This is a genomic window from Thermococcus sp. LS2, from assembly GCF_012027375.1.
GTDB lineage: Archaea > Methanobacteriota_B > Thermococci > Thermococcales > Thermococcaceae > Thermococcus_B.
The window spans coordinates 423,531-447,244 of record NZ_SNUI01000001.1; the positions used below are offsets into that span (position 1 = coordinate 423,531).

At 40.5% G+C, this 23,714-nt stretch carries 27 protein-coding genes; 13 read left to right on the forward strand and 14 right to left on the reverse strand.

Features of this window, described 5'->3' with window-relative positions; genetic code table 11:
- Complete coding sequence (locus tag E3E24_RS02150; protein WP_370520433.1) at nt 1-1,062, forward strand: type II secretion system F family protein; 1,062 nt, start codon at nt 1-3, stop codon at nt 1,060-1,062.
- Between the two features lie 5 nt (nt 1,063-1,067).
- On the forward strand, nt 1,068-1,973 hold the full coding sequence (locus E3E24_RS02155; RefSeq protein WP_167886431.1) for a type II secretion system F family protein: 906 nt from the start codon (nt 1,068-1,070) through the stop codon (nt 1,971-1,973).
- Between the two features lie 6 nt (nt 1,974-1,979).
- On the opposite strand, the gene E3E24_RS02160 is transcribed toward E3E24_RS02155, so the two are convergent.
- Entirely contained in the window at nt 1,980-2,456 is a 477-nt protein-coding gene (locus E3E24_RS02160) for a peptidylprolyl isomerase (protein WP_167915577.1), read from the reverse strand.
- Between the two features lie 128 nt (nt 2,457-2,584).
- On the opposite strand from E3E24_RS02160, the gene E3E24_RS02165 reads away from it, so the two are divergent.
- On the forward strand, nt 2,585-2,881 hold the full coding sequence (locus E3E24_RS02165) for a hypothetical protein (protein WP_167886433.1): 297 nt from the start codon (nt 2,585-2,587) through the stop codon (nt 2,879-2,881).
- Here E3E24_RS02165 and E3E24_RS02170 read toward each other — a convergent pair.
- Complete coding sequence (locus tag E3E24_RS02170; protein ID WP_167886434.1) at nt 2,878-3,375, reverse strand: DUF2118 family protein; 498 nt, start codon at nt 3,373-3,375, stop codon at nt 2,878-2,880. The genes E3E24_RS02165 and E3E24_RS02170 overlap by 4 nt on opposite strands.
- Before the next feature lie 73 nt (nt 3,376-3,448).
- Between E3E24_RS02170 and E3E24_RS02175 the strand changes: the two genes are divergently transcribed.
- From E3E24_RS02175 to E3E24_RS02195, 5 genes are read left to right on the forward strand one after another with little or no spacing between them, the layout of a single operon-like run.
- Nucleotides 3,449-4,288 carry a DUF4129 domain-containing protein gene (locus E3E24_RS02175; protein WP_240912181.1) on the forward strand — a complete coding sequence of 280 codons (840 nt, stop codon included), beginning with the start codon at nt 3,449-3,451 and terminating at the stop codon, nt 4,286-4,288.
- Nucleotides 4,278-4,712 carry a hypothetical protein gene (locus E3E24_RS02180; RefSeq protein ID WP_167886435.1) on the forward strand — a complete coding sequence of 145 codons (435 nt, stop codon included), beginning with the start codon at nt 4,278-4,280 and terminating at the stop codon, nt 4,710-4,712. The genes E3E24_RS02175 and E3E24_RS02180 overlap by 11 nt, the downstream gene beginning before the upstream one ends.
- Entirely contained in the window at nt 4,690-5,643 is a 954-nt protein-coding gene (locus E3E24_RS02185; protein ID WP_167886436.1) for a MoxR family ATPase, read from the forward strand. The genes E3E24_RS02180 and E3E24_RS02185 overlap by 23 nt, the downstream gene beginning before the upstream one ends.
- Nucleotides 5,644-5,654: 11 nt before the next feature.
- Entirely contained in the window at nt 5,655-6,893 is a 1,239-nt protein-coding gene (locus tag E3E24_RS02190) for a DUF58 domain-containing protein (protein ID WP_167915578.1), read from the forward strand.
- Nucleotides 6,890-7,309 carry a hypothetical protein gene (locus E3E24_RS02195; RefSeq protein WP_167915579.1) on the forward strand — a complete coding sequence of 140 codons (420 nt, stop codon included), beginning with the start codon at nt 6,890-6,892 and terminating at the stop codon, nt 7,307-7,309. Before E3E24_RS02190 ends, E3E24_RS02195 begins: the two co-directional genes overlap by 4 nt.
- Here the strand turns inward: E3E24_RS02195 and E3E24_RS02200 are convergent.
- Nucleotides 7,306-8,136 (reverse strand): carbohydrate kinase family protein, encoded by an 831-nt coding sequence (locus E3E24_RS02200; RefSeq protein WP_167915580.1) that lies wholly within the window; start codon nt 8,134-8,136, stop codon nt 7,306-7,308. The two genes, E3E24_RS02195 and E3E24_RS02200, sit on opposite strands and share 4 nt — an antisense overlap.
- 149 nt (nt 8,137-8,285) lie before the next feature.
- Between E3E24_RS02200 and E3E24_RS02205 the strand changes: the two genes are divergently transcribed.
- A complete protein-coding gene (locus tag E3E24_RS02205) occupies nt 8,286-9,782 on the forward strand; it encodes a carboxypeptidase M32 (RefSeq protein ID WP_167915581.1) in 1,497 nt (498 codons plus the stop codon).
- A gap of 177 nt (nt 9,783-9,959) precedes the next feature.
- On the opposite strand, the gene E3E24_RS02210 is transcribed toward E3E24_RS02205, so the two are convergent.
- From E3E24_RS02210 to E3E24_RS02220, 3 genes are all read right to left on the reverse strand, one after another.
- Nucleotides 9,960-10,907 carry a hypothetical protein gene (locus tag E3E24_RS02210; RefSeq protein WP_167915582.1) on the reverse strand — a complete coding sequence of 316 codons (948 nt, stop codon included), beginning with the start codon at nt 10,905-10,907 and terminating at the stop codon, nt 9,960-9,962.
- A 214-nt stretch (nt 10,908-11,121) separates the two neighbouring features.
- On the reverse strand, nt 11,122-11,448 hold the full coding sequence (locus E3E24_RS02215; RefSeq protein ID WP_167915583.1) for an ASCH domain-containing protein: 327 nt from the start codon (nt 11,446-11,448) through the stop codon (nt 11,122-11,124).
- 10 nt (nt 11,449-11,458) lie between these two features.
- Entirely contained in the window at nt 11,459-12,574 is a 1,116-nt protein-coding gene (locus tag E3E24_RS02220; protein WP_167915584.1) for an NAD(P)/FAD-dependent oxidoreductase, read from the reverse strand.
- 63 nt (nt 12,575-12,637) lie between these two features.
- Between E3E24_RS02220 and pcp the strand changes: the two genes are divergently transcribed.
- Together pcp and E3E24_RS02230 are read left to right on the forward strand one after the other, a co-directional pair.
- Nucleotides 12,638-13,237 carry a pyroglutamyl-peptidase I gene (gene pcp / locus E3E24_RS02225; protein ID WP_167915585.1) on the forward strand — a complete coding sequence of 200 codons (600 nt, stop codon included), beginning with the start codon at nt 12,638-12,640 and terminating at the stop codon, nt 13,235-13,237.
- 87 nt (nt 13,238-13,324) lie between these two features.
- Nucleotides 13,325-15,310, forward strand: coding sequence for a DUF460 domain-containing protein (locus tag E3E24_RS02230; RefSeq protein WP_167915586.1), 1,986 nt, complete (start codon nt 13,325-13,327; stop codon nt 15,308-15,310).
- On the opposite strand, the gene E3E24_RS02235 is transcribed toward E3E24_RS02230, so the two are convergent.
- Together E3E24_RS02235 and E3E24_RS02240 are read right to left on the reverse strand one after the other, a co-directional pair.
- Nucleotides 15,307-15,597 (reverse strand): transcriptional regulator, encoded by a 291-nt coding sequence (locus E3E24_RS02235; RefSeq protein WP_167886445.1) that lies wholly within the window; start codon nt 15,595-15,597, stop codon nt 15,307-15,309. The two genes, E3E24_RS02230 and E3E24_RS02235, sit on opposite strands and share 4 nt — an antisense overlap.
- Before the next feature lie 4 nt (nt 15,598-15,601).
- The gene (locus E3E24_RS02240; RefSeq protein ID WP_167886446.1) at nt 15,602-16,213 is read right to left on the reverse strand and encodes a hypothetical protein; all 612 of its coding nucleotides are present in this window, start codon (nt 16,211-16,213) and stop codon (nt 15,602-15,604) included.
- Between the two features lie 101 nt (nt 16,214-16,314).
- Between E3E24_RS02240 and E3E24_RS02245 the strand changes: the two genes are divergently transcribed.
- Entirely contained in the window at nt 16,315-17,331 is a 1,017-nt protein-coding gene (locus E3E24_RS02245) for a radical SAM protein (protein WP_240912513.1), read from the forward strand.
- Between the two features lie 60 nt (nt 17,332-17,391).
- On the opposite strand, the gene E3E24_RS02250 is transcribed toward E3E24_RS02245, so the two are convergent.
- Nucleotides 17,392-18,357 carry a TIGR00269 family protein gene (locus E3E24_RS02250; RefSeq protein WP_167886448.1) on the reverse strand — a complete coding sequence of 322 codons (966 nt, stop codon included), beginning with the start codon at nt 18,355-18,357 and terminating at the stop codon, nt 17,392-17,394.
- Between the two features lie 130 nt (nt 18,358-18,487).
- Between E3E24_RS02250 and E3E24_RS02255 the strand changes: the two genes are divergently transcribed.
- Nucleotides 18,488-19,228, forward strand: coding sequence for a hypothetical protein (locus tag E3E24_RS02255; protein ID WP_206204982.1), 741 nt, complete (start codon nt 18,488-18,490; stop codon nt 19,226-19,228).
- Between the two features lie 25 nt (nt 19,229-19,253).
- On the opposite strand, the gene E3E24_RS02260 is transcribed toward E3E24_RS02255, so the two are convergent.
- Genes E3E24_RS02260 through E3E24_RS02280 form a run of 5 tightly spaced genes read right to left on the reverse strand, consistent with a single transcriptional unit; the run spans nt 19,254 to nt 23,659 of the window.
- Nucleotides 19,254-19,784 carry a TIGR00725 family protein gene (locus E3E24_RS02260; protein WP_167886449.1) on the reverse strand — a complete coding sequence of 177 codons (531 nt, stop codon included), beginning with the start codon at nt 19,782-19,784 and terminating at the stop codon, nt 19,254-19,256.
- Nucleotides 19,785-19,788: 4 nt separating this feature from the next.
- Nucleotides 19,789-20,919, reverse strand: a complete 1,131-nt coding sequence (locus tag E3E24_RS02265; protein ID WP_167886450.1) for a site-2 protease family protein — start codon at nt 20,917-20,919, stop codon at nt 19,789-19,791.
- A gap of 55 nt (nt 20,920-20,974) precedes the next feature.
- Nucleotides 20,975-21,916 carry a UDP-N-acetylglucosamine 3-dehydrogenase gene (locus tag E3E24_RS02270; protein ID WP_167886451.1) on the reverse strand — a complete coding sequence of 314 codons (942 nt, stop codon included), beginning with the start codon at nt 21,914-21,916 and terminating at the stop codon, nt 20,975-20,977.
- Between the two features lie 23 nt (nt 21,917-21,939).
- Nucleotides 21,940-23,043: a DegT/DnrJ/EryC1/StrS aminotransferase family protein gene (locus tag E3E24_RS02275; protein ID WP_167886452.1), complete on the reverse strand. Its 1,104-nt coding sequence runs from the start codon at nt 23,041-23,043 to the stop codon at nt 21,940-21,942.
- A 10-nt stretch (nt 23,044-23,053) separates the two neighbouring features.
- Nucleotides 23,054-23,659 carry an acyltransferase gene (locus E3E24_RS02280; RefSeq protein ID WP_167886517.1) on the reverse strand — a complete coding sequence of 202 codons (606 nt, stop codon included), beginning with the start codon at nt 23,657-23,659 and terminating at the stop codon, nt 23,054-23,056.
- Between the last annotated feature and the right edge of the window lie 55 nt (nt 23,660-23,714).

Consider the following 23,714-nt stretch of genomic DNA (forward strand, 5'->3'; position numbering starts at 1 on the left):
TTGGGAATTGGTCAAAAAATAGCTGAAATCTTTGAGAAAATTGGTGAAAAAACAATTGAAATGAGTGAAAAGCCTATTCGGCGGATTCCTCAAGGAAAAAGCATTCAAGAAAGGCTTCAGCTACTCAAGAAAATGCAAGAGGAAGTTGAAAAAGAAAGAAAAGAAGAGAGAGAAAGAGAGATTGAGGAACTTGTAGAATGGAGAGAGAAAGAACTTCAAAAGCCGTTTTCTGAAAGATTTGCTGATGCCGTCCTTAAATATTTCAGAGGTCCAGTAGAATCACTCACTAAGTTAATTAAGGGTCTTGAGTATGATCTCTATAGGGCAAACATTCGTATGAGTAAAGATAAGTATGTTGCCCTTATGCTTGGAGTTTCGATTATTATGAGTATTTTCTCATTTGCAATTGGGCTCCTCTTAATGTTTTCTATAGATCTCTCTGTACTGCTGGGACTTCTTGGGTTCATTGGAGGCTTTCTTTACATGAGAAACTATCCGAGGATTGTGTGGAGAAACAGGGTTGCTGAAGTTGAAAGAGCAATGCCATATGTTCTGAGACATTTAGCTTCCCTGTTAAGTGCTGGTGTTGGTATTGCAGAGGCAATATTATCTGTTGCAAAGTCAGACTATGGTGCAATTTCGGAAGAGTTTGATCTTATAGTCAGGGACATGCGTGGTGGGGCATCTTTTGAAGAGGCGTTAACGAAATTTGAGGAGAAAATGGCATCAGAAAATATAAGCAGGGTAGTAAAGCAGATTTTGAGAGCTGTAAAATTCGGAGGTAACTTGTCTGGAATACTCTACAAGCTTGCTGAGGACTTTTCATTTGAATATAGAATGAAGCTTATAGAGTATGTTCAGAAAATCAATGGATTGGCATTCGTTTACATGTTCATAAGCGTTGTCATGCCTACAATGCTGATAGTCGCAATACTTGCAGCATCGATAATGGCTAAAACCCTTGTCATTCCAGTTCAGGGGTTGGCAGTGATACTGCTTTTTGGCTTTCCAGCAATGGCTTTTCTAATGGTTGTGATGATGAAACGCAGTGAGCCGAGGTGATTAATATGTCCTCTAGAGTTACTTCTCGACTTGTTGGAATTATAGAAAGAATCCTTCCGAAGAAGATATTAAAAAGATATGACTTGTTCCTCTACTCCGCAGGAATAAGCTTCAAAGCAAGCGAGTATCTGTTGATATCTTTTCTTGTCGCAGTAATTGTTGGAACCAGCTTATTTATATTCAAAACTCTCTATGGCATTCTTGGATTCATAGGAGCACTAATCGGGGCAGTCTTTGGGTACCCATATTGGAGAATTGTTAAAAGAATTGAAAACATGGAACAGATGATTCCCGATGCTTTCTTCTACTTGGCCAGCTCTCTTAGGGCTGGTATATCGTTTTCAGAGGCTCTAGAAGAACTTACTACAGCGAAGTTTGGAGCATTGACTGAAGAGTTCAAAAAAACTGTCGCCGAAATCAAAAAAGGCAGACCCACAGTGGAGGCATTAAAAGCATTTGCCTTAAGGAACAAAAAATCCCCGGTGATATATAGATCAATGATGATTATAATTGAAGCACTTGAAAGAGGAGCTCCAATGGCTGATGTCCTCGTTTCAGTTGGCAATGATGTTCGTGAAATTTTGAGAATTAAAAAGGAGAGGAAAGCTTCGACTGGAATGCAAACAATGTTTTTCATAATTGCGAGTGGCTTTGTGGGTCCTCTAATTCTTGGGGTTGTATCTCAAGTAATCGCTGGATTGAGTGGTGTTGAGGGAACAGTAATTCTGCCAATTCCAGCGATAAAAAGCATACTTCTAGTATTTGTTGCTCTCCAAGCAATAGTTTCGGGAATGGGAATTGGGGTAATAAGAGAAGGAAAGTTCTCTGGAGGCTTAAAATACAGTGTAATGCTGGCAATTATGGGGGTTATAGTGTTCAATTTAGCTGGTTCTATAAGTCTGGGTATTTGAAGGTTTCTAAGCTTCTTGTTTTTCTGCCTTTTGTATGTCCACTATTTCCACTTCAAATATCAATGTTTTTCCGGCTAATGGGTGATTGAAATCTAAAGTAACCTCTTCTTCCCCGACTTTTGTAATCTTTGCTATTCCACTGTCTGTCATAATATACATGTCTTGAACTGGCTCTATTCTAGCGTTTTCGAAATCTGAACGAGGAACATTGATAATGAGTTCTTCTTTGGGCATTCCATATCCAAGCTCTGGGGGGATAGTTATGGTTTTCTTCTCCCCGACTTCCATTCCAATTAAGGCCTCATCCAGTCCGGGAATTAGCTCGCCAACTCCAACATTAGCGCCTATAGGTCCATATTTGCGATCTTCAACGTAAATACCAGCTTTTTTAGCGATATCCTCATAACTTGTATCGAAAACTTCTCCATCCTCAAATTTCCCAATGTAGTTAAAAACTACAAAATCCCCTTTTTCAACTTTCATTTTCTTCACCAAACTTTGTTGATAATCCCCATAGTAATCATACCTTTATAACGTTTTTGGTTAATATTATACAAGTTTGGGAAAAGTATATATACAATGCCAGCATTACTAAGATTGGAGGTCATATCATGGGATATTTTGCTGAAATGCTTAAAAGAGAGTTTGAGGAACTTGATGTTAAGGATATCTACACAACTAAGCTCGGAAGTAGGGATATAGAGATTCTGGAAGTTAGTGCTTGTGACACTAAGTTTCTTGCCATGTTTCAAAGTGAGGAGAAAAAGCATGGACTTTATCTTTGGTCACTAATAATAACAAGTGCAAACAATACCAGGACCATTCGAGGCATTGATAGACTTGAAACTCTAAAAATGAGGATTAAAGAAAACGTAAGGGCAATAGTGGAAGGAATGAAAGAGGATTAATCCTCCGGAAGCAGATAATAGAGATAGTGCGGTCTGTTGGTGAATTCATCTATAAAGACTACGACGCCATTCTTTGGCGGCTTTAAATAGTGAATCTCACCCTTTTTTGTCGTTACAGCAGCAAATGCATCGCTTTTTCTCACTCTATTGCCCACTCTAGCAATTAAAGTTGATACATAGCCTTCAACAGGCAGAATCATCAATTCATCGCCCTTATATAATCTAATTTCTGTTCTTCTATCAGGTAAAACAATTATGGCATCGCAGAGCATCTTATGTTCATATTTATCAACATAGAAGTGGAATCTATCATAAATCTCCTTCTTCAGAATTTTTGCCTTTTCTTTATCTATAAACTCTGGAATTTTCTCTCCCTTTTTAAGCCTAACTTCAATGTTTCCTTGAATAATTATGCAGTCAACTTTAGCTTTCCCTTCGTCATCAAAGCACTCCTCATAGGAAGATTCCACATATAACTTTGGTATCCTTTCCATACATTAATCACCTAACTTTTTCAACAATGTAAAACTTTTTAAGTTTATCCATCATAACTATTTTTTGGTCAAAATGAAACGAAAAGGCCTAGCATTGTTCTCAGTGCTGTTTCTCTTGATGGCGCTGATAATGAGCGGCCAAGCCAAAATAGAGGAGATTCCAAAAGGTTCACAAAATTATTATTGGATTGGTCTGTTTTTTGGAATTATCGTGATAGCTGCAGGCTTTATTATCCTTCAGATACTTTTGAGTTGGCAAGATTTGCCTACAAAGGGCAGAGCTGAGAACATTAATTGGCAAATAATAGTTGCAATTTTTGCTGGAACGTTGATACTTTCTTTACCCTTGCTTTATGTGGTTTCTAAAACTCAGTTCCCTCCGATGACAGCAAATAACACCACCGTGCAAGGGGTGTATGTTGTTAACGGAAGCTATCATGTAACGTATTACGAAAAATACTTTAGAAATCCAGTTTTTCTCGGAAATCCTAACACAAAAATTATTCTCTATGGATTTTTCGGCATAATATCGGTAGCTTTGATATATCTTTCGATAGCATTCTACAGAGACCTAAGTACCAAAAGAAGGATAAAGAAGCTTAAGGAGGAAGTTCAAGAGTTTGATAGAAGGCTTAAGGAAGAAGGAATTTCATTTATCGGAGATCCGAAGGATATTGTCATTAAGCTGTACAAAAACGCTGTGTTATGGCTTGAAATTTTGGGGATTCCCTACAGGGAAAGCTGGACTCACTGGGAGCATGCAGAGAGAGTAAAATATAAGCATGATGCATATGTTGAACTTGCACGGCTTTTTGAAAAAGCCAAGTATGCTCCAGAAAAAGTGACAATGGGAGATGCTAAAAGAGCTTATGAGCTTTACCTAACAATTAAGGGTGAGGAGCATGAGAGTTAGTAAGGCATTATTTCTTGCAGCCCCATTTGCTCTAATGGCGTTTTTGGCTGGCTCTTATTTGATAAGATGGTTGGGTGTTATGATAGCGGGAGTTATTCTAATTGTGGTTCTCTTTGGTTTGGAAATTCAAAGTGAATACGTCCCGAGAAGAAAGCGAAACTTGATTTCCGGAAAGAGTGAGCTTGAGAGATTGACCTCTGTTGTGAAGAGAGCTAGAAAAGGGAAGATGGCGAGAGAAATTATTGCCGAGGAAATTAGGGAAATTTACGCTCTTCTCTCTGATGAATACACACATTTTGACCTTAAATCAAATCTTAATGAGGCGTTGAGGCTTCTTTACTCTGAAGGAGACTTTTATGAAAATCTGAAAAAAGCTCTAGAAATCGTGGAGGCGGATTTGAATGAAGATAGAAGAGGTGCATGAAAAGGGGAAGAGGATATTAAATGAAGTTGGAAAAGCGATAGTTGGCAAAGAGGAAGTTCTTAAGCTCATATTAACAACAATCCTTGCAGATGGGCATATTTTGATTGAAGACTTGCCAGGATTGGCAAAAACACTCATGGCAAAGAGCTTTGCAACAGCCTTGGGGGTTAAGTTCAGAAGAGTTCAGTTTACACCTGATTTATTGCCCTCAGACATTTTGGGTGTAAGCGTCTTCAACCAGAAAACATTGGAATTTGAATTCAGGAAGGGCCCAATTTTCACGAATATACTTTTAGCTGATGAGATTAACAGAGCTCCGCCAAAGACTCAATCCGCACTATTGGAGGCAATGCAGGAGAGGCAAGTGACGATTGAAGGTAAAACGTACTATCTGGAGAGGCCTTTTGTTGTTATTGCAACCCAAAACCCAATAGAGCAGGAGGGAACTTATCCTTTACCAGAGGCTCAGCTCGACCGTTTCCTTGTCAGACTTAGGGTCGGCTATCCAACAAAGCAAGAAGAAATTGAGATCCTCAAGAGGAGAATTGAGAGAAAAAAGGAGGAAGTTGACATAAATCCAATAGTTACTCCAGAGGAGGTCGTTAAGATGCAGAGAGCTGTTGAAGATGTTTATGTTAGCGATGCGATTTTGGAATACATAACTGACATCGTCAAGGCTACGAGGGAAAACAAGAGGGAGATTGAGATTGGAGCTTCTCCGAGGGGAAGCTTGGCTTTGCTTAAGCTGTCAAGAGCTTACGCTGCTTTGGAAGGAAGGGACTACGTGATTCCAGACGATGTTAAGAAAGTTGCGGTTCCTGCTCTAAGCCATCGTTTGATACTAAAGAGAGAGCTCTGGTATACGAGAGTCAGCCAAGAGAGTGTCATGGAGAGGATTTTGGAGAAAGTTCCCGTTCCGAAGTTTGAGTAAAGGGGATTCCTATGGAAAAGAAGTTCCAGCCTACAGGAAAGGCAGAGCAGCTGTTGCTTGCATTGTGGCTCTCAGTTATGGCAGCTTTCTTCATGCTACGCTGGGATATGATTTACCTTACGTTACCAATCCTCTGGCTGTTCTTCATTGCAATAACCTTCTTTAAGCCGAGGCTTGATGTGGAAATTCAGAGAATCCTTCCCCATGATCGAATTCTTGAGGGGGCTGAAGTAAAGATAAAGCTGAAAATTAAGGCAAATGAGAGAATACCGAGCTTGAAAATTGTAGATGATTTGCCTAGAGGCCTTGAGCTTGTCGAGGGTAGAAACGAGTTTTTGCTGTCCTTTACAAGAGGCGAAGAAAAGGAAGTTTCTTATAAAGTCAAAGTCAAACGCGGCATTCATGAGTTTAATTTCATTAAGCTCAGCTATCAAGACCCATTTGGCTTTTTCAAGATAGAGAAAACAATTGATTTGTATGATGAGCTTATCGGGGTTCCCACAATTGAAGACGTTGTAACACCTTATTCAACTAAGGGCACAAAGGTTACAGTTGGACCTCTGCCTTCTCCGAGAGTAGGTGAGGGAGTTGAGTTTCACGCGATTAGAGAATATCAGCCCGGTGATCCATTAAAGATAATCAACTGGAAAGCGACTGCAAAGACTGGAAAAATAATGAGCAACGAGTATGAAAGCGAGAAAAAAGTTGATGTAATCTTAATTGTTGATGCAACATATAAAGGCGAGAGCGTCTTTGATAATCTAATAAGAGCTGCAGCATCATTTATGCTGGACTGCCTCAACAACGGAACGAGCTTTGGGCTTTTGCTAGCTGAAGATGTTCCCTTATGGATTAGGGTAGATTACGGAAAGAGGCACTTCTTCAAGTGCATCGATTTCTTAAGCATAGCAAAGCCAGATAAGAACAACATGATAGCTTATCAAGTTGAGCATTTGGTTAGGAGCAGGTTTCCAGCGAGAGCGCAGATACTTTACTTCTCGCCACTTATAACTGAAGAAGGAAGGGAAGCTTTGAGGGTTTTATACCGCTATGGTTACAAGGTTGTGGTCATAAGTCCAAATCCTTACTCGGTAGTTAAACCCAAGAGCGAGGAGGAAGCTTTAGCTTTAAAGATACTTCAGCTCAAGAGAAAGGCCCATTTAAGGAAGCTCGCTGCATATGGGATAATAATAGATTGGGACGTTAATAAACCTCTTAAAACAGCGATAGCGGAGGTAGTTAAGATATGAAAAAGCCGAGGATGAGATTTTCGCCGATACCTTTAATCATTTTGGCATTCCTCTTGCTCAGCTATCCCAAGCTTCTGCCCGTTTTAGTTTTGGCTTTACCGGCATTTTTGTCTTACTTCCTTGGAGTGCTCTTTTTAGTGGCTTTCATAATTTTGCTCCTTTACTATGAAATTGGGGGAATGTTTGGTGTTCTTTTAGTTGCTCTAGCTCTGCTCTTTGTGGAATCTGCGTATTTGGATAGAGAAAAAGCTCCGAAAGAGCATTATTTAATTTTGACGGTTTCAGTCCTCCTAGCCCTGCCGACTTATTTGTTCGTCAGAACTCTGGCAGTAGCAATGCCCCGTTTTGAAGTTACGGCGATAGCGATGCTGATACTCCTTACCCTCTATGCATTTTCGAAAGTTGTGACTGATTAGATGCTCCAACTTCCTTTTTTCTTCAGAACTTCCCTTGCTCTAAAGAGACCTTGAGCAACGCATTCTTTCAATGACTCTCCCTTTACATAATACGCTAAAAATCCGCCAGCAAAGGCATCTCCTGCCCCTGTCGGATCAACGATCTTGTCTATGGGTAATGCCTCGAATTCTGCAAACTTCTCTCCATCATAGACGAGGACTCCCCTTTCTCCTCTTGTTATCACAACGATTTTAGCTCCCCATTCATGAAGAACTTCTGCTGCTTCTTTGATGTTGTCTGTTTTTGTTATCACTTTCGCTTCTCTTTCGTTTGGGAAAATTACTTCAACTCCAGCCACTATCTTTTTTAAAAGATCAGTTTTCCTTTCGTAGTCCTCCATATAAGTTGGGTTGAAGTCGAGGCTTATTCTTTTGCCTTTTAGGCGTTTAACTAATTTTAGCTGCTCTTCTGGTGGGATTGGTGCTATATGGAAAACCTCGGCACTCATGTATTCCTCCGGAATTTCAATTTCACCCATCCTTTGAGCAACGCCCATATCAACGGGAGCGTCAACACTTCCATCCTCGTGATATATCATGTAGATGTGAATTGTCCTTCCTTCGAGGATGTGAACTCCTCTAATATCCAAGATTTCGCTCAGCTTTTTTAACCACTCTTCTGGAAAATCCCTGCCGACCTTAGTAACCAATCCAACTTTTGCACCGCTTAGGGCTGCTGAGGTTGCAACGGCAGCGGCAGCTCCTCCCGGCTGCAGAATCTCTTCTCTTTTGGGGAACCTGATATGGTCTATTGAAACATGGCCAATGACTACCAAATCTAACTCCATATCGCCCTCCCCTAACTTGACAAATTGCTTTATTTATCTTTTGGCTGTTGAGTAATCCTTTTCTACTCCTCTTATTTCGTTTAGATGAATATCGAAAAGGTTTAAAAGGTTGAAAAGAATCTTAAAATAAAGCTTAATGGGTGATTAAAATGGAAGAAGTCTTCCAAAACGAGATTATAAAACAAATTTTGCTGAAATACAGGACGATATGGGCAATTGGACACGCTCAAAGTGTTCTCGGTTGGGATATGGAGGTAAACATGCCAAAAGAGGGTATAACTGAGAGGAGCGTTGCTCAAGGAGAACTTTCAGTGTTAAGTCAGAAGCTCATTTTAGAGCCAAAATTTGTTGAACTCGTTGAGAAAGCAGAAGGAGAAGACCTTAACGATTATGAAAGAGGTGTTATGAGGGTTCTTAAGCGCTCAATTAAGATAGCAAAGGCATTCCCTCCAGAATTTGTCAGAGAGATGAGTGAGGTTAGGAGCAAAGCAACGATAGCATGGGCAGAAGCAAAGCAAAAGAACGATTTCAAACTCTTTGAGCCTTATCTTGACAAAATCATAGAACTTTCAAGGAAAGCCGCTGACTACCTTGGCTATGATGAGTATCCATACGATGCTTTACTCGACCTCTACGAAGAAGGATTGAGGACCAGGGACTTAGACCCAATATTTGGGAAACTCGAAAAAGAACTCAAGCCTATTCTTGATAGAATTCTTGAGGAAGGGAAATTCCCAAAAGAGCATCCACTTGAAAAAGAGAAGTACGATATTGAAGCAATGAAAAAGGTAAATCTCGAGATACTCAAGCTTTTTGGTTATCCTCTAGGAACAAGAGGCCGCTTAGATGTTTCGCCTCATCCATTCACGACAGAATTTGGAATAAAAGATGTTAGAATAACAACGAGATACGAGGGTTTTGACTTTAAGAGAACTCTATTGGCAGTAGTCCATGAATTTGGACATGCTCTCTATGAACTTCAGCAAGATGAAAGGTTTATGTTCTCTCCAATAGCAGGTGGGGTTTCTCTTGGCATTCACGAGAGCCAAAGCAGATTCTGGGAAAACATCATTGGCCGCTCGAGAGAATTTGCAGAATTAGTTTACCCAATTCTCAGGGATAATCTTCCGTTTATCTCAAACTACACTCCAGAAGACATCTATTATTACTTCAACACTGTTAGACCAGATTTCATTAGAGTTGAGGCTGATGAAGTAACCTACAACATGCACATCCTCTTGAGGTACAAGCTTGAAAAGCTCATGATAAACGAAGGATTAAGGGCAAGTGAAGTTGCAGAGCTTTGGAACGATGAGATGGAGCGCTTGTTAGGAATCAGGCCAAAAACTTACAGTGAAGGAGTTCTTCAGGATATACACTGGGCTCATGCAACAATTGGCTACTTCCCAACATACACATTGGGCACACTTTTAGCAACCCAAATTGGGGCATACATCACTAAGGACATTCCAGACTTCTATGAGAAAGTTCAGAGAGGGGAATTCGAACCAATAAAAGAATGGCTGAGGGAAAAAGTGCACAAATATGGTTCAGTATATCCACCAAAAGAATTGTTGGAGAGGAGCTTTGGAGAAGGTGTAAATCCAGAATACTTCATTGAGTATCTGAAGGAGAAGTATCTTTGACTCTTTTCTTCTATTCTAAAATTGTTAACCTTAAGAGCATCTCTTGTGGTTTGTGCATAGTGTTTAAGTTCTTTAGTTAGGATAGTATATTGCAGAGTTTAACACATAACAAAAGCTGATTCAGAGGAGAGACGGAGAACACCCAAAAACACTTCCAAGCTAATTAAACCTTATAATTTAGTCATCTCCCTGAAGGGTTCGTTGTTTTTGTTTTGGCTTGAGATTATAGCTGATTATCTGTACCTCTTTTAGAGGGATGTAATCCTCAATTGGGATGTATAATACCAAGAGTTCAATAGAATCGAGCGAGCTTAGCCTTCTCATAAGCACTCTTTGGTTCTTGGTAAGAGTGGCTTCTCTCCCGACATTTCCACTCTTAACTTCCACAAGAATGATTCTCTCGATTTTTAGAACTGATAATTCGAAACTTTTTTCTTTCATTTCTTCAGAGATAACATTCAGTCTTTGCTTTCCTACATTGCTAGCAGTCAAAATCACGTAATCTGGCTTATACCCTATGTTCTCTAACACTTTACGCAACATTACAAGCTTTTCAACTTCATCCAAAGACATAAAGCAGGCTATTGACAAATATCTTACCAAATGGGTCATCCTTTCTTGAAACTCATCACGAGTGCCACCAAGAAAATTAATGCTACTCACTACGTTAAGACTTTCATCCATTATATGGATATAAATATCAAAATGATTTTCCCTCCACTCTGTCCATTTAACTTCAATAAGTACTCGATTGAAATTTGGGAGTAGGACTAAGCGTTTTAGCATGCCTCCAGCGGTACTTAGCTTCTTTAACAGTTCGGGAGGGTAGCTCGATGAACCTTTATGACGATATTCATAATGGGATGAAAATTCTGGATACTCGAGCAAATATTTATCCACAGACTTTCCTCCTTTATAATCTCGATATCTTCCTCTGATATAATTAGGCGTAAAAACTCGGATATAATCATAATGCTTCTCAAAATCCGGAATTACTCTATAACTTAAGTAAGCTTCCGCAATTTTTTCTGCAAATTGTCCCTTTAAGTTATTCGCTACGCTTAGAGGAATCTCAAAGACTTCCTCGCTGGTTTTGTTTCTCTCTATGTGCAATGGAAATTTCATTTGGGCCCACCTAAAAGATTACGTTTCCAAAATACTTAACTCTTGCTGGAATAACCTAAAACATTGGTGAGAAATTATGTGTCTCTGGTTTCTGTATCCGAAAAGGGAATCTTAAAAGATATAAAGAACCCAGAGCCTTGAGATTGGAAGAGAGAGGTAAACTTAGTCTTCTATGTAGTATCAGGTGCCAAGGGAGAATAAGAAAAAGGGTAGTTTACTCTAGCGGCTCCACCTCTATCGCAACAACCCCCCATTTTTTCTCTTCTTCTTCGCTGTAAAACTGTCTGTAAATTCTGACTCCTTCTTCTATGTTCTTAATTCCAGGTAAAACGTTCTCCAAACCTTCTTTTTTGAGCATTTCTCTAAAGGAAGGGTAAACCCTAATGTCCTTAACTTTGACTTTAAGCTTCCCTTCGAAGATTATGATGTCTCCTGGCTTAATTTGTCTGCGCTTTTCGTCATACAACCGACCCTCTATTTTTTTCTTTCCTTCGGCTATCAGTTTGAGGTACTCTTCTTGGAGCCCCATTTCCCATTCCATACGGTTCACCTCAGAGCAAATATCTAATTATCATAGGCGTAACTTTCAATGCCCTAGCTAAAAGCTTTGGATGTTTTATAAGGGCTTTTATTGTCTTTGCATGCTCATCAAAGTCTGCTGTGCTTTCAATAACCTCTATTGCTTCTCTGCTTGATAAAACCTCGAAAAGCTTTTCAATCTGTTCTTGGCTGAGGTTCTTGAAAAGCTTCCTCGCTTTCAATCCGAAGGAAATCTCACGTTTTATGTTCTTACAAAGCCTTTCATAGTCTTCAGGTTTTCCGTTAATGAGAGAATAGGCGAGAGCATACGCACAGTACATTCCGTATGCAATTCCTCCAGCGGTTAAAGGCTTAATTTGGAGTGCAGCATCTCCCACTAATGCAACGTTCCCTTTAATCCATGGCTTTCTAACGCCCAATGCAACATTTCCAGCTTTAAACTCGACAATATTTGTTTCTTCCAGCATTCTGGCCTTTATAAAGTTGAAGAGAGTATCAAGCCTTCCGAAGGTTCCAACTCTTGCTAGGCTTTCATTTATTGGGGCAACCCAGAAGAAAAAGTCTCCATTGAGTTCTTTATTTACCCAAAGCTCAACGAAATCTGGTTTCTCAAACTCTCCAACGATTTCGACTTCATAACCACTTAAGAATTCCGCGTTTGTCCTTGCACCAATTTCTTGAGCTACTTTGCTGTTCACACCATCCGCTCCAATATAAAAGTCAGCGTTTATCTCAAATCTGTCGTTAAACCTCTGAAGAACGGCTTTTCCATTTTTGAAGCCCAGAAATCTTGTACTCATGTAGTATTCAGCTCCCCTTTTCACTGCTCTCTCTGCTAAGCTTTTTTCAAGAATCTTTCTGTCAACCATGTATGCTTGGGGTTCTTTTCTCTTAATCTCAAAGCTTTGTATCTTTGAGTAGAAAACTGCTCCTCTCAGCTTGTTGATTATGGCCTCTTTTGGAAGTTTCAACTCTTCATAACTCTTTGCCCCAATAATTCCAGTGCATGCCTTTCCACCAAAAGAGCTCTTTGCCTCAATTACAGCTACTTTGTAATGTCTCGCAAGCAGAGTCGCTAAATAATTGCCAACGGGACCTCCACCAATAATTGCAATATCATATTTCATCTCTCTCCCTCAACTTAGATGAGCTTTTAAATCCTATAAAGTTTAGCTTTAATAGGTGATAACATGAAAGTTCTAGTTACTGGCTTTGAGCCATTTGGAGGAGAAAATGTAAATCCCTCTTGGGAAGCTGTTAAAATGCTTCCAGATGTGATAGGGAATGCTGAAATTGTCAAGTATCAGCTCCCAGTCAGCTTCAAAAAAGTTAGGGAGCTCTTGCCAGAGATCATCTCAAAGGAGAAGCCAGAAGTGATAATCCTAACAGGCCAAGCCGGAGGAAGAGTAAACATAACAGTTGAGCGGGTTGCAATAAATGTTATGGATTCAACGAAAGAGGACAACGACGGATATAAACCAGAAGATGAGCCAATCTTTGAAGATGCTCCCGCAGCTTACTTCTCAACTTTGCCGATAAAACGAATTGTAAAAGCTTTGAGGGAAAATAAAATACCAGCAATGGTTTCAAATACTGCTGGAACTTATGTGTGCAACACTGCAATGTTTACCGCTCTCCACTACGTTGCTATAAATAAGTTAAATGCCAAAGCAGGGTTTATTCATGTCCCCTACATTCCAGAGCAAGTGTTGGAGAAAAATGCCCCATCAATGCCGTTAGAAATGATAAAGAGAGCAATAGAAATTGCTATTGTAGAAAGTCTCGGTTAATCTTTCTTTTCATTTTTTAGGCAATGTTTTTAAGATGTATCCCTAACTATCACTCAAGGCGAGACTATAAAACCTTGTGAGAAGGTGATGCCTATTCTCATACTTGGAGTTGATATAATCAGCGAGAACCCAAAGAGGTTTGCTGTGGTTAGTTGGTTCAATGGAAAGCTTGAGAAAAAAGGTGAGTTCACATTCTATAGGTTAGTCCGTTTTATTCGAGCAAAGAGGCCGGATATAGTTGCAATGGACAACATCCATGAGCTTGGTGATGATCTGAAGAAGTTTTTAAGAGCTCTGCCCCAAGGAACTAAGCTCGTTCAGGTTACTGGAAGACCAGGGGAGCAGAAGTCTCTTTGGAGCTTGGCAAAGGAGAATGGAATCAGAGTTGGTGATAAGTTCGATCCGTATGAGGAAGCTAAGGTATGTGCTCTATTGGCCTCTAAAGGAGTTGGTTATGAGGTTTTAGCCTTTGAAGATGAGGTTATAATAAAGGTCTCTAGAGGTAGAAGTCAAGGAAAAGGCGGCTGGAGCCAAGATAGGTATAGGAGAAGAATTCACAACTTGATTCAAAATAAAGTCAGAGAAATTGAGGAAACACTAAGGAGAGCAGACATTCCTTTTGATTTGGAAGTTGAAGAGAAAGATTACGGCTTGGCTAGGGGAGAGTTTAAGGTATATGCTTCAAGAGAGGAATTAGCGGGACTTATAAAGCCAATGCACGGTGGAGATGTTGAGATAAGGATAAAACCCGTGGAAAGAAAGAGCTTGGAGTTTGTGCCATTAAAGAGTGAAAAAGCCATTCAAGTGAGAAAAAGCGTTATAGTTGGTCTTGATCCGGGAATAACTGTTGGTATAGCCGCTTTAGACTTGGATGGGAATATTGTGGCAGTTTACAGCGAGAGAAATATGGCAGTGAGCGATATTGTGAGATTTATCTCTGATGTCGGTCATCCAATAATCATCGCAACTGATGTTAATCCAGCTCCAGGTTTAGTTGAGAAGATTGCCCGTTCATTTAAGGCTATCCTCTATGTTCCGAGGGAAAGCCTGCGTGTAGAGGAAAAGAACGAGCTTTTGAGAAACTTAGGCATCAGCGTTGATGATGACCACCAAAGAGATGCTTTGGCAGTTGCTTATAAAGCCTATCTGAGATTGAAGCCAAAGCTTGAGCATGTTGATGCAAAGCTCAGAGAACTCGGCTTAATGAAGAAGAGTAATGAGATCAAAGCTCTGGTTATTCAGGGATACAACCTCGGAGAGGCTATAATGAAAGTTAAGCTGAGAGAGAAGCCGAAAGAAGAAATCAAAGTCCTCCCGGAGGAAGAAAGCGTTGATGTAACGCCTTACATTGAGAAAATCAAGGAACTTGAGAAGACAATTGAAATGCTTGAGAGAGAAAACCAAGAGCTTAGGGCGATAATTGAAGAGCAGAAGAAAAGAATTGAAAAGCTTGAGGATAAGCTGGCATATTACGATGAAGCGATTAGAGCTAAAGTTATTAGAAGCAAGGAGATTGAGATTAGGGACAAGAGAATTGCATACCTTGAGAAGGAACTTAGAGAGGCAAAAGCAATAATTGAAAAGCTCAGCAGGGACTTAGTTTTGGCAAAAAGAATGCACCTCCTTGAGCTTAAAGGAACAGCAGTTCCTCTTAAGGTCCTTGAGAGCTTAACATGGAAGGAGATAGAGAAGCTTGAGCGCTCTGCAAGGATTAAAAAAGATGATGTAATTTATGTTGTTAATCCTTCGGGGGCTGGGAAGAGCATAGCTGAGTATTTGGTCGAGAAGGGGATTAAAGCGTTGATAAGTGCAAAAACTCTGCCGAATAACGTCTATGAAGTGCTTAGAGAGAATAAGATTCCGGTATTCTACGAGGATGAAATTGAAGTCAAGCGGGTTGATGAGTTTGCAATAGTTGATAGAGAAGAGCTTGAAAGAGCAATAGAGCAGAGGCTAAAGGAGTGGGAAGAGGAGGATAAGGAGAGGGGAATTCAAGAATTTTTAAGGCTGGTTGAGGAATATAGAATTGAGAGGATTAAGGAGCTTAAAAAGAAGGCTGAGGAGGAAAGCTAAATCTGATTCAGCAGATCCTTCAGCATTCTCAGGTATTTTCCAGTTTCTTCCGCCCCTCTATTTGTTATCTCAATAGCAGTTCTTGGCCTGTCTGCGAAGACTTTTGTCAGCTTTACATAGCCAGCTTTTTCCAATGTCTTTAGATGGGAATCCAAGTTGCCTGGAGTTACATCTAAAACTTTTTGTAGTTCCTTAAACAGAACCTTTCCTCTTGGCAAGAGATAAAGCATGATACCTAACCTAATGGGATTTCCAAGCACATGGTTTTTCACGAGTTCCCTTAGCATAAGCTCACCCTAGGGTCTTAAATGCCGAGTAGAGATACCAGAGCACTGTTACCGAGAATCCAAGGGCGACAACAAAGCCTGCCCAAGTCATTGCACCACTCTTCATGTTCCATGCTATAGCAATTCCAAGGAACGGGACTAAGAAAGCAGGGATCATTTCCTTCTCGGCTTCCCCATACTTGAAGAATACTAACCACTGCCCAAAGACGGAGAGTCCTATGAAAGTTAAAAAGCCTACAGCTAGTCTCGCTCCTTCGTTTACTGCTATTGATGTCCTTGGTATTATAATCCATCCAACTGTTGAGCCGACTATCCAGGAGGCAAGTATGAGAATTCCAGGAAGTGTACCTATACTTGCTTTTCTTCCGGTTGCTGCTACAAGCTCTGCAAACTTTCTCCATATCTTCCCGGTGAACCAGATGGCAACCCCAATTGCTCCGCCCCAATAGATTCCGTCGGCCCAACCAGGCATTTCAACGATGTTAATGAGAATATAATAGAGTAGCATTACGACAAGCCAGAATGCAAAGTTCATTGCGGCGTACATCTTACTAGCGGCTATCAGCTTTTTCTCAACCCTCTCAAGCACATTCTTAAGCTCCCTAACTTCTTCCATGGCTCTCACCGATACTAAATATGATTTTGAAGTATTTAACCCAATAAGAGTTTCTGAAATTCAGAGAAAACCTTAAGCTCTCAAGAGTCCAACTCAGAATGATGAAGATTGAAGAACTTTATCAAAAAGAAGGCAACAAAATTAGATGCCTTGTTTGTGAGAGGCAGTGTTTGATTGCTGAAGGAAAGGGAGGAGTGTGCAAGAACTATGCTAACTTAGATGGCAAATTGATCCACGTCGGTTACGGAAAGCTGAGTGCAGTTGAAAGCAGGCCAATTGAGATAAAGCCATTCTTTCATTACTACCCGAACAGCACGGCTTTGACTTTTTCTGGATTTGGCTGCAACTTCTACTGTCCTTGGTGTCAGAACTATCACCTGAGCTTTTCTGGACCTCCTCAGGAATTGGGGGCAATTTCTCCACAAGAACTTGTGGATTTAGCCTTGAGGGCTGGTGATGAAGGCTTGTGCGCAAGCTTTAACGAACCTGCAACGCTTTACTCATATCTCCTAGATGTCTTTGAACTCGGAAAGGAGAGAGGACTCTATGGTTGCCTTGTCACAAATGGCTATTTCACAATTAAAGCTTTGAAAAGGCTGATCGAAAGCGGTGTTTCTGGCTTCAGCATTGACATCAAGGGCTGCCCGGAGATGAAAGTTCTTACAACGATTGACCACAAGAAAGTGTTCAGAAATGCAAAGAAAGCCTTGGATTTGAATGCCCACGTTGAGATGGTTTATCTCGTTGTTACGAATGCCAACGATTTTAAAGAATGCTATAGCTGGATCTTTAAGATGCACTCCGAAATGCTTGGCGAAAATGTCCCCCTCCACATAAACCGCTATTATCCGATGAACTACTGGAGGGAAAAGCCAACTTCTGTTAGAACGCTTTTAGCCCTCAAAGAAATTGCTCAGAAAGAGTACAATATCAACTACGTTTATGTTGGTAACATTGGTTCGATAGATCATGAAACAACATACTGTCCAAAATGTGGTAAAAAGCTCATCATTCGCTTTGGTTATAGGGTTGTTGAATGGAATCTGACAAAAGATAACAGATGTCCAAGATGTGGAGAGAAAATTCCGATTTATGGAAAGCTTAACATAAGGTTTTGAATGCCTCGGCCAGCCATCCTCTCATCACAGCTCAGCTAACAGCTCTCTCCTCATCGGCTTTCACTTTACCCTAAACGTCAGCCCTAGCTCTTTAGCTTTCTTCTGCACCTGCAGTTTGAACTGACATGCCTTGCATATCTCTCCAGTCGTCGGCTGTCCGCAAATCTTACAGCGGTTCAGCTTTCTCTTCGCATAGTGCTTTGCTAAAATCGGGAAGAGCTTGTCATAGCTCCTCAAAATTTGATATTTTGTTCCCGGATGTTTTTCTTCCATCTCATTCAACCAGTCCCTTATTTCAGCTCTGAATGCCTCGACAACATAGGGACATTCGCTCAAATCAACCTCAATGTTGTTGAGAACAGCATAAAGAACGATTTCCTTCTCTGGCACCTCTCTTAAAGGCTTAATTCTTGGGACTAAGTCCTCGTGAATGACCTCATAGTACGGCCCCGTCCTTCCCAATCTCGCAATGTCTCCGCGCATTATGTTCATCAAAAACACTTGTGCTTCATCATCTAAATTTAAGCCAATAGCTAATTTATCTGCCCCAACATCTTGAGCGGCATAATTTAACAGCCATCTCCTCCATACGCCGCAGTAGGAACAAGCCCCAACCCTCTCGCCTTTCTCGAAGCTCCCCATGATTTGGACTGTCTCATCAAGGGTGAAGCCGATATATTCCTTGAAGGAATAGACGTGGTGCTCTATTCCCAAAAGCTCTGCATTCTTCTTCGCTATCTCAACACTTGCTGGACGATACCCGGCTATTCCTTCATCTATTGTTATGGCAACAATTTCAAAGGGGAATTTTTTCCTAAGCTTGGCTAAAAGATGAAGCAGAACAACGCTGTCCTTTCCACCACTTACCCCAACAGCTATCCTCTCACCGCGCTTAATCATTTTATACTTTCTCACAGTCTGCTTTACTTTTTTCTCAACCATTTCGTTGAAGTGTTTGTGGCAGTAATATTTGCCTTCATAACGAGCGTGATAAACAGCTTCTCTCCCACATTTTGAACACTTCATGACCTCACCTAACTTTCAGAAGAAGCTTGATTTTAAAAGGGTTTAGGTTGAGCAGCAGAGAATTACTCCGATCATAAACGTCCATTATCGAAAACTTTTTTATGAATGAAGATTCCTTTATACACGGGGGATGCCTGTGGAACTCCTTAAGACGGGGATTAGGAAATTAGATGAGGCTATTGGCGGAGGCTTAATTGAAGATAGTATCTTATTGATAATCTATGACACCTATTCCATAGGGTGGTCTCTGGGTGTTAAGATTCTGCAGAATAGAATAGAACAAGGAGACTTCGGTGTTATAATAAACTCTGTCCTTCCCCTATCGTCCCTCTCGATGGAATTTAAAATTGCAAGTTTTGGAATAGAAAAATCAGCCAGGGAGGGCAATTTAGGCATAATTGATATATTTGCCTCCTTTACTGGGATAAAGTACATTGAGCCCTTTATATATTACACCAACATGGATACTTCAACTTTTCTGCCCAAGTTCACAACGATGTACAGAAAGATGCTCAATGATATGATTAAAGATAGAAGGCCTATTGGGCTTACTGTCACCATGGACGGTCTTGCATTCTTGTTAGGAGAAGAGCAGTACATTAAGATACTCCAGAAGAATTTAGCTATAAAAGAAACCGCTAGGCTTACTGAGAAAAGGAAAAGACCGCTGAACATATTTCTGCTTAACAGAGACAGAGTCTCAAAGAGATTTATCTCTTGGCTTGCTCTGTATAGCCAGTATATTGTCGAGTTCTACTCCTTGGAAGAAGGAAATGAAGAGAAAATGATTGTGAGGAAATCCCCTCTTCCAGAATTTGAGCCCAAAACTTATCGCTTCAAATTGAAAAAAGGTCAAGTGGAAATCTTTTAGTCTAGTCTTTGACAGTCTTGTCCTTTTATCTGCTTTTCTTATCCATATTTTTAAAGCTTAATGCCAACTTCACTGCTTCCTTTGGATTTTCTACAAAGTACACCTTTACAATCTTCTTGTGGTCAAAGTAGCCGTCTTTGGCCAATAATTCGAGCCTATCGCTTGCATATCCAGTGTCTGTAAGAATTATCAGAGGTTTTCCATAGTCATAGGCCATCAATGCTTCAACCATAGTTCCGATTCCACCACCTAAAACAACTAAAACATCAGCTGAGTTTATCATTACAGCACTCCTCTCTGCAAAGTCCATTCCGGTTTTTATCCTTATCGTGTTGAATTCATTACCTTCTTGTCTCTCTGGAAGTATTCCAACTACAATCCCTCCGGCTTTTCTGAATTCTTCGCTGACAATCTTCATGATTCCGCTTCTGCCTCCAGTCAAAAGGATAACTTCATCTTTATACTTCCCAAGCTCCCTTGCAAACTCTCTTGCCTTTCTCTCTGCTTTTTCCAGCGGTTTTTCATCACTTGAACCTGCTATTGCTATTTGAATCATAGGATCACCCTATCAGATTCCTTATAGCTGGAATTAGATTTATTGCAAGCAGCAAAACTCCAATGCCAATGAAAGCAAAGCTTATTGGCTTTGCAATTTTTTCTGGGAGGAACTCCTTAAGGGTTTCATCAAGCATTCTGCCACCATCTAGTGGTATCAGTGGGAAGAGGTTCATCAGACCGATTCCGAGGTTTAGGATATATATCCAGTTGAGAGCAAAGTATATTGGTAATACTACATTTTCATGCCCTATAGTAGATGCTACATATTGTGAGGGATAAACTCCAAGGTATCCTTTTCCGGGATTATTGGGATGTTCTCCGAGAGGAACCTTTACAGAAAGCTTTTCCCCATTCCTAATGACTTCCAAAGTAACAACTTGTCCAGCTTTTGTCTTGTTCATGAAGTTAAGAAAATCCTCAATTGTTTTTATTTGAACCCCATCAATGCCAACTATGATATCTCCTTCTTTTAAGTAATGAATGGCTGGTCCATTTGGGTCAAAACTTACAATCTCAACTCCAGCATATTGTATAAGCGGGGCAAATACTGAAAGGATCAACACTGCAGCGAGTAAAGCGGTAACAATGTTAGCCATTGAACCAGCAGCATAGACTCTGAGCCTTTTAATGAGCGGAGCTTTTCTTAACTCATCTTCGTCTGGTTCAACAAAAGCTCCAGGAATTACAAAGAACAATATCAAACCCACTGATTTTAAAGGAAGACCTTCAGCTCTCGCAACAACTCCATGGCTCAACTCATGAACAACCATCACAACAATTAAACCAATCAAACCGTACCACAGAGGTATTGTAACACCGGGAATTACGAGCTGAACTCCAGCAACTTGAGCTTTGGCCCTTATTGCAATAAGGGCAGATCTTATCAACATGTAGAAGACAAACACCATTCCTCCAAATCCTACAATAATCCCAATTGTCCCATAAACTTTCCAGAAACGCGTATACTTCTGAGCAAATTTATCTATAAATCCAAGAAGCTTCTTTGTACGCCACATTATTATGAACAAATCAACAACTAATCCTTCCTCTTCCTCCTCTTTTTTTCTCCCAAAGAGAACGTAGAGAATTCCCCAGAATGCAAGGAGGATAATCAGGACTGTCCAAAGGTTCATCTTTAACACCTCTTTAACCACACTCTTTTGTTCTATTTATAAAGTTTAGGAGAGCTTAACCCCTGATAATTTTCCCCTCTTTTGCACTTTTTAATGCCATTATTGCGACTTTTAATGCATGTAAACCATCGCTCCCAGAAACAATTGGCTGTATGCCCTTTTCAACGCACTCAACAAAATGCTCTATCTCATTTCTCAAAGGCTCTCTTTTCTGGATTTTCGCTTTTCTAATCCACTCATGATTATAGAGGATCAGCTCTTGGTTAATATAATCAAGCTCTGCAATTCCTTCTGTTCCTACAACACTGAGTTTTCTAACTTTATGGGGAGTCAGCCAGTTTGTCTCAACAACTCCAGTTGCTGATTCAAAAGTCAGTACTATTACAGCATAATCTTCCAACTCGAGAGGATTTTTAGCGCTTCCAGCTTTTGCATAAACTTCCTTAACCTGTTCTCCCAGCAAAAAGCTCATGACATCAATATCATGAACTGCTAAGTCTACTATTACGCCAACATCTTTAATCTGAGGAGGAAAAGGTCCAACTCGTTTTGCAGTTAAAGTAACGATCTCCCCAAGGGAATTACTCTCAATAATTTCCTTCAGCTTAAGCACTGCGGGATTAAATCTCTCAATGTGCCCAACCATTAAAGTTATATCCTTTTTTTCTGCTGCTCTAATAATTTCCTCAGCACTCTCAATGCTCTCCGCTATAGGCTTTTCAACCAAAACATTAACTCCATTCTCAATAAAGTCCAAGGCAACTTGCTTGTGGAGAGAAGTTGGCACAACAATACTTACGGCATCAACTTTACTCATCAACTCTCTATAATCTTGAAACGCTTCGACCTTGTACTGCTTTGCGATTTCTCTTGCCCTCTCAAAGTTTGTATCAGCAACTCCTATGAACTCAACTCTCCCGTCTTTTGCTAATTCACTGTAAACTCTCGCATGGTGCCTCCCCATGTTTCCGACGCCAACAACGCCAACCCTAAGCATCCCAACCACCTTAAAAGGTGAGATTAAGAGGAAAGCTCTTTGAGTGTTTGGATTATATAAGCTATGTCCTCTCTGCTCACTGCTGGGTGCACGGGTAAACTTAACACTCTTCTTGAAGCCTCAATTGCATTTGGACAACAGTCCTTTGGATAGCCGAGCTTTTGATATAACGGTTGCCAGTGAATGGGAATTGGGTAATGAATGGCGGTCCCAATACCCTTCTCCCTAATCTGCTCCATTAACTCATTTCTGGTAAGTGGGAACTCGTCTTCAACTCTGATGACATACTGATGGAAGACATGTTTAACTCTAGGATCGACATAAGGTGGAGTTAATCCTTTGATCTTGCTGATTTCTTCAGTTAAAAGCTTGGCATTTTCAATCCTCTTGGCATTCCATTCCTCAAGCTTTTTGAGCTGAGCTCTTCCAATTGCAGCAGCAATATTAGTCATTTTGTAGTTATAACCAAGTTCTTCATGATAATATTTCTTTGTTTGCCCATGATTTATCAAAAGCTTGGCTCTCCTAGCTAGTTCTTCGTTGTTTGTAACCACAATTCCCCCTTCTCCGGTAGTCATGTTTTTGGTTGGGTAGAAGCTGAAGGCTGCAATATCTCCGAAGGTTCCGACTTTTTGGCCTTCAAACTCAGCACCGTGAGCTTGAGCACAATCCTCAATGAGGTAAAGCTTGTAATCCTCGGCAATTTCTTTGAAAGCCTTCATGTCAGCAGGCTGTCCATAAAGGTGAACCACGAGGATTGCCCTCGTCTTATTGTTGATTTTCTCCAAAACGTCATTAGGGTCGAGGTTGAAAGTCTTTGGATCAATATCGGCAAAAACTGGCTTTGCACCTTGGAAGAGTATTGAGTTAGCAGAGGCGATGAAAGTGAAGGGTGTTGTAATTACCTCATCTCCCTCCTTAATTTTCAAAGCTTTAAATGCGACATCTAGAGCAGTTGTTCCGTTGCAAGTTGCAATTCCGTATTTTGCACCTAAATACTCGGCAAATTCTTTTTCGAATTCTTCGACTTCTTTTCCGTGCGCAAGCATTCCGCTTTTCAAAACTTCAACAACAGCATTTATCTCCTCATTTCCGATTAAGGGCTTGGCTATTGGGATTTGTCTCATTTTAACCGCCTCACAAGTCTTTTTCTTTCAAGTATCGTTCATAATCTTTTTTCCTTATCTTAACTTCTCTCCCACAGTGGGAGCATTTGAAGATTATGTGATTCTCATCCTCGCCAATTTTCTCTTTTAATTTTCTGCCGCAGTAGCAGACGAAGCCTTTTAATCTTGCGGGGTTGCCGTAAACTAATCCAAAGGGTGGAACGTCTTTTGTCACTACTGCTCCGGCACCAACCATGGCATATTCGCCGATTGTTACTCCACAAACTATTGTCGCGTGAGCTCCAATGCTTGCTCCCTTCTTAACCAAAGTGGGTACAAGCTCCCAATCCTCGTTAAAGGCTCTCGGATAAAGGTCGTTTGTGAAGGTCATGTGTGGGCCGAGGAAGACGTCGTCTTCGACTTTTACTCCACGATAAACGCTTACGCCATTTTGGATTTTTACGTTGTTTCCTATCTCAACTCCAACGTCAATGTAAACGTCCTTTCCAATGTTGCAGTTTTTCCCGATTTTAGCGCCTTTCCTTATGTGTGCGAAGTGCCAAATCCTAGTCCCTTCACCAATATCAACTCCCTCTTCAACAACAGCCGTCGGATGAACGAAATACTTTTGAGGCACTTTGAACACCACAAGGTATTGACAACCTAAATTATAAAAGCATTGTTCAGCTAAG

Coding starts and splice junctions, on each gene's coding strand:
- E3E24_RS02235 (WP_167886445.1), bottom strand. CDS start 15,597: ATGCTAAGGGAACTCGTGAAAAACCATGTGCTTGGAAATCCCATTAGG.
- E3E24_RS02270 (WP_167886451.1), bottom strand. CDS start 21,916: ATGCTTAGGGTTGGCGTTGTTGGCGTCGGAAACATGGGGAGGCACCAT.
- E3E24_RS02195 (WP_167915579.1), top strand. CDS start 6,890: ATGAAAAAGCCGAGGATGAGATTTTCGCCGATACCTTTAATCATTTTG.
- E3E24_RS02205 (WP_167915581.1), top strand. CDS start 8,286: ATGGAAGAAGTCTTCCAAAACGAGATTATAAAACAAATTTTGCTGAAA.
- E3E24_RS02250 (WP_167886448.1), bottom strand. CDS start 18,357: ATGAAGTGTTCAAAATGTGGGAGAGAAGCTGTTTATCACGCTCGTTAT.
- E3E24_RS02180 (WP_167886435.1), top strand. CDS start 4,278: ATGAGAGTTAGTAAGGCATTATTTCTTGCAGCCCCATTTGCTCTAATG.
- E3E24_RS02255 (WP_206204982.1), top strand. CDS start 18,488: ATGCCTGTGGAACTCCTTAAGACGGGGATTAGGAAATTAGATGAGGCT.
- E3E24_RS02230 (WP_167915586.1), top strand. CDS start 13,325: ATGCCTATTCTCATACTTGGAGTTGATATAATCAGCGAGAACCCAAAG.
- E3E24_RS02175 (WP_240912181.1), top strand. CDS start 3,449: ATGAAACGAAAAGGCCTAGCATTGTTCTCAGTGCTGTTTCTCTTGATG.
- E3E24_RS02165 (WP_167886433.1), top strand. CDS start 2,585: ATGGGATATTTTGCTGAAATGCTTAAAAGAGAGTTTGAGGAACTTGAT.
- E3E24_RS02155 (WP_167886431.1), top strand. CDS start 1,068: ATGTCCTCTAGAGTTACTTCTCGACTTGTTGGAATTATAGAAAGAATC.
- E3E24_RS02215 (WP_167915583.1), bottom strand. CDS start 11,448: ATGGAATGGGAAATGGGGCTCCAAGAAGAGTACCTCAAACTGATAGCC.
- E3E24_RS02265 (WP_167886450.1), bottom strand. CDS start 20,919: ATGAACCTTTGGACAGTCCTGATTATCCTCCTTGCATTCTGGGGAATT.
- E3E24_RS02275 (WP_167886452.1), bottom strand. CDS start 23,043: ATGAGACAAATCCCAATAGCCAAGCCCTTAATCGGAAATGAGGAGATA.
- E3E24_RS02200 (WP_167915580.1), bottom strand. CDS start 8,136: ATGGAGTTAGATTTGGTAGTCATTGGCCATGTTTCAATAGACCATATC.
- pcp (WP_167915585.1), top strand. CDS start 12,638: ATGAAAGTTCTAGTTACTGGCTTTGAGCCATTTGGAGGAGAAAATGTA.
- E3E24_RS02185 (WP_167886436.1), top strand. CDS start 4,690: ATGAAGATAGAAGAGGTGCATGAAAAGGGGAAGAGGATATTAAATGAA.
- E3E24_RS02160 (WP_167915577.1), bottom strand. CDS start 2,456: ATGAAAGTTGAAAAAGGGGATTTTGTAGTTTTTAACTACATTGGGAAA.
- E3E24_RS02170 (WP_167886434.1), bottom strand. CDS start 3,375: ATGGAAAGGATACCAAAGTTATATGTGGAATCTTCCTATGAGGAGTGC.
- E3E24_RS02245 (WP_240912513.1), top strand. CDS start 16,315: ATGAAGATTGAAGAACTTTATCAAAAAGAAGGCAACAAAATTAGATGC.
- E3E24_RS02260 (WP_167886449.1), bottom strand. CDS start 19,784: ATGATTCAAATAGCAATAGCAGGTTCAAGTGATGAAAAACCGCTGGAA.
- E3E24_RS02240 (WP_167886446.1), bottom strand. CDS start 16,213: ATGGAAGAAGTTAGGGAGCTTAAGAATGTGCTTGAGAGGGTTGAGAAA.
- E3E24_RS02220 (WP_167915584.1), bottom strand. CDS start 12,574: ATGAAATATGATATTGCAATTATTGGTGGAGGTCCCGTTGGCAATTAT.
- E3E24_RS02210 (WP_167915582.1), bottom strand. CDS start 10,907: ATGAAATTTCCATTGCACATAGAGAGAAACAAAACCAGCGAGGAAGTC.
- E3E24_RS02190 (WP_167915578.1), top strand. CDS start 5,655: ATGGAAAAGAAGTTCCAGCCTACAGGAAAGGCAGAGCAGCTGTTGCTT.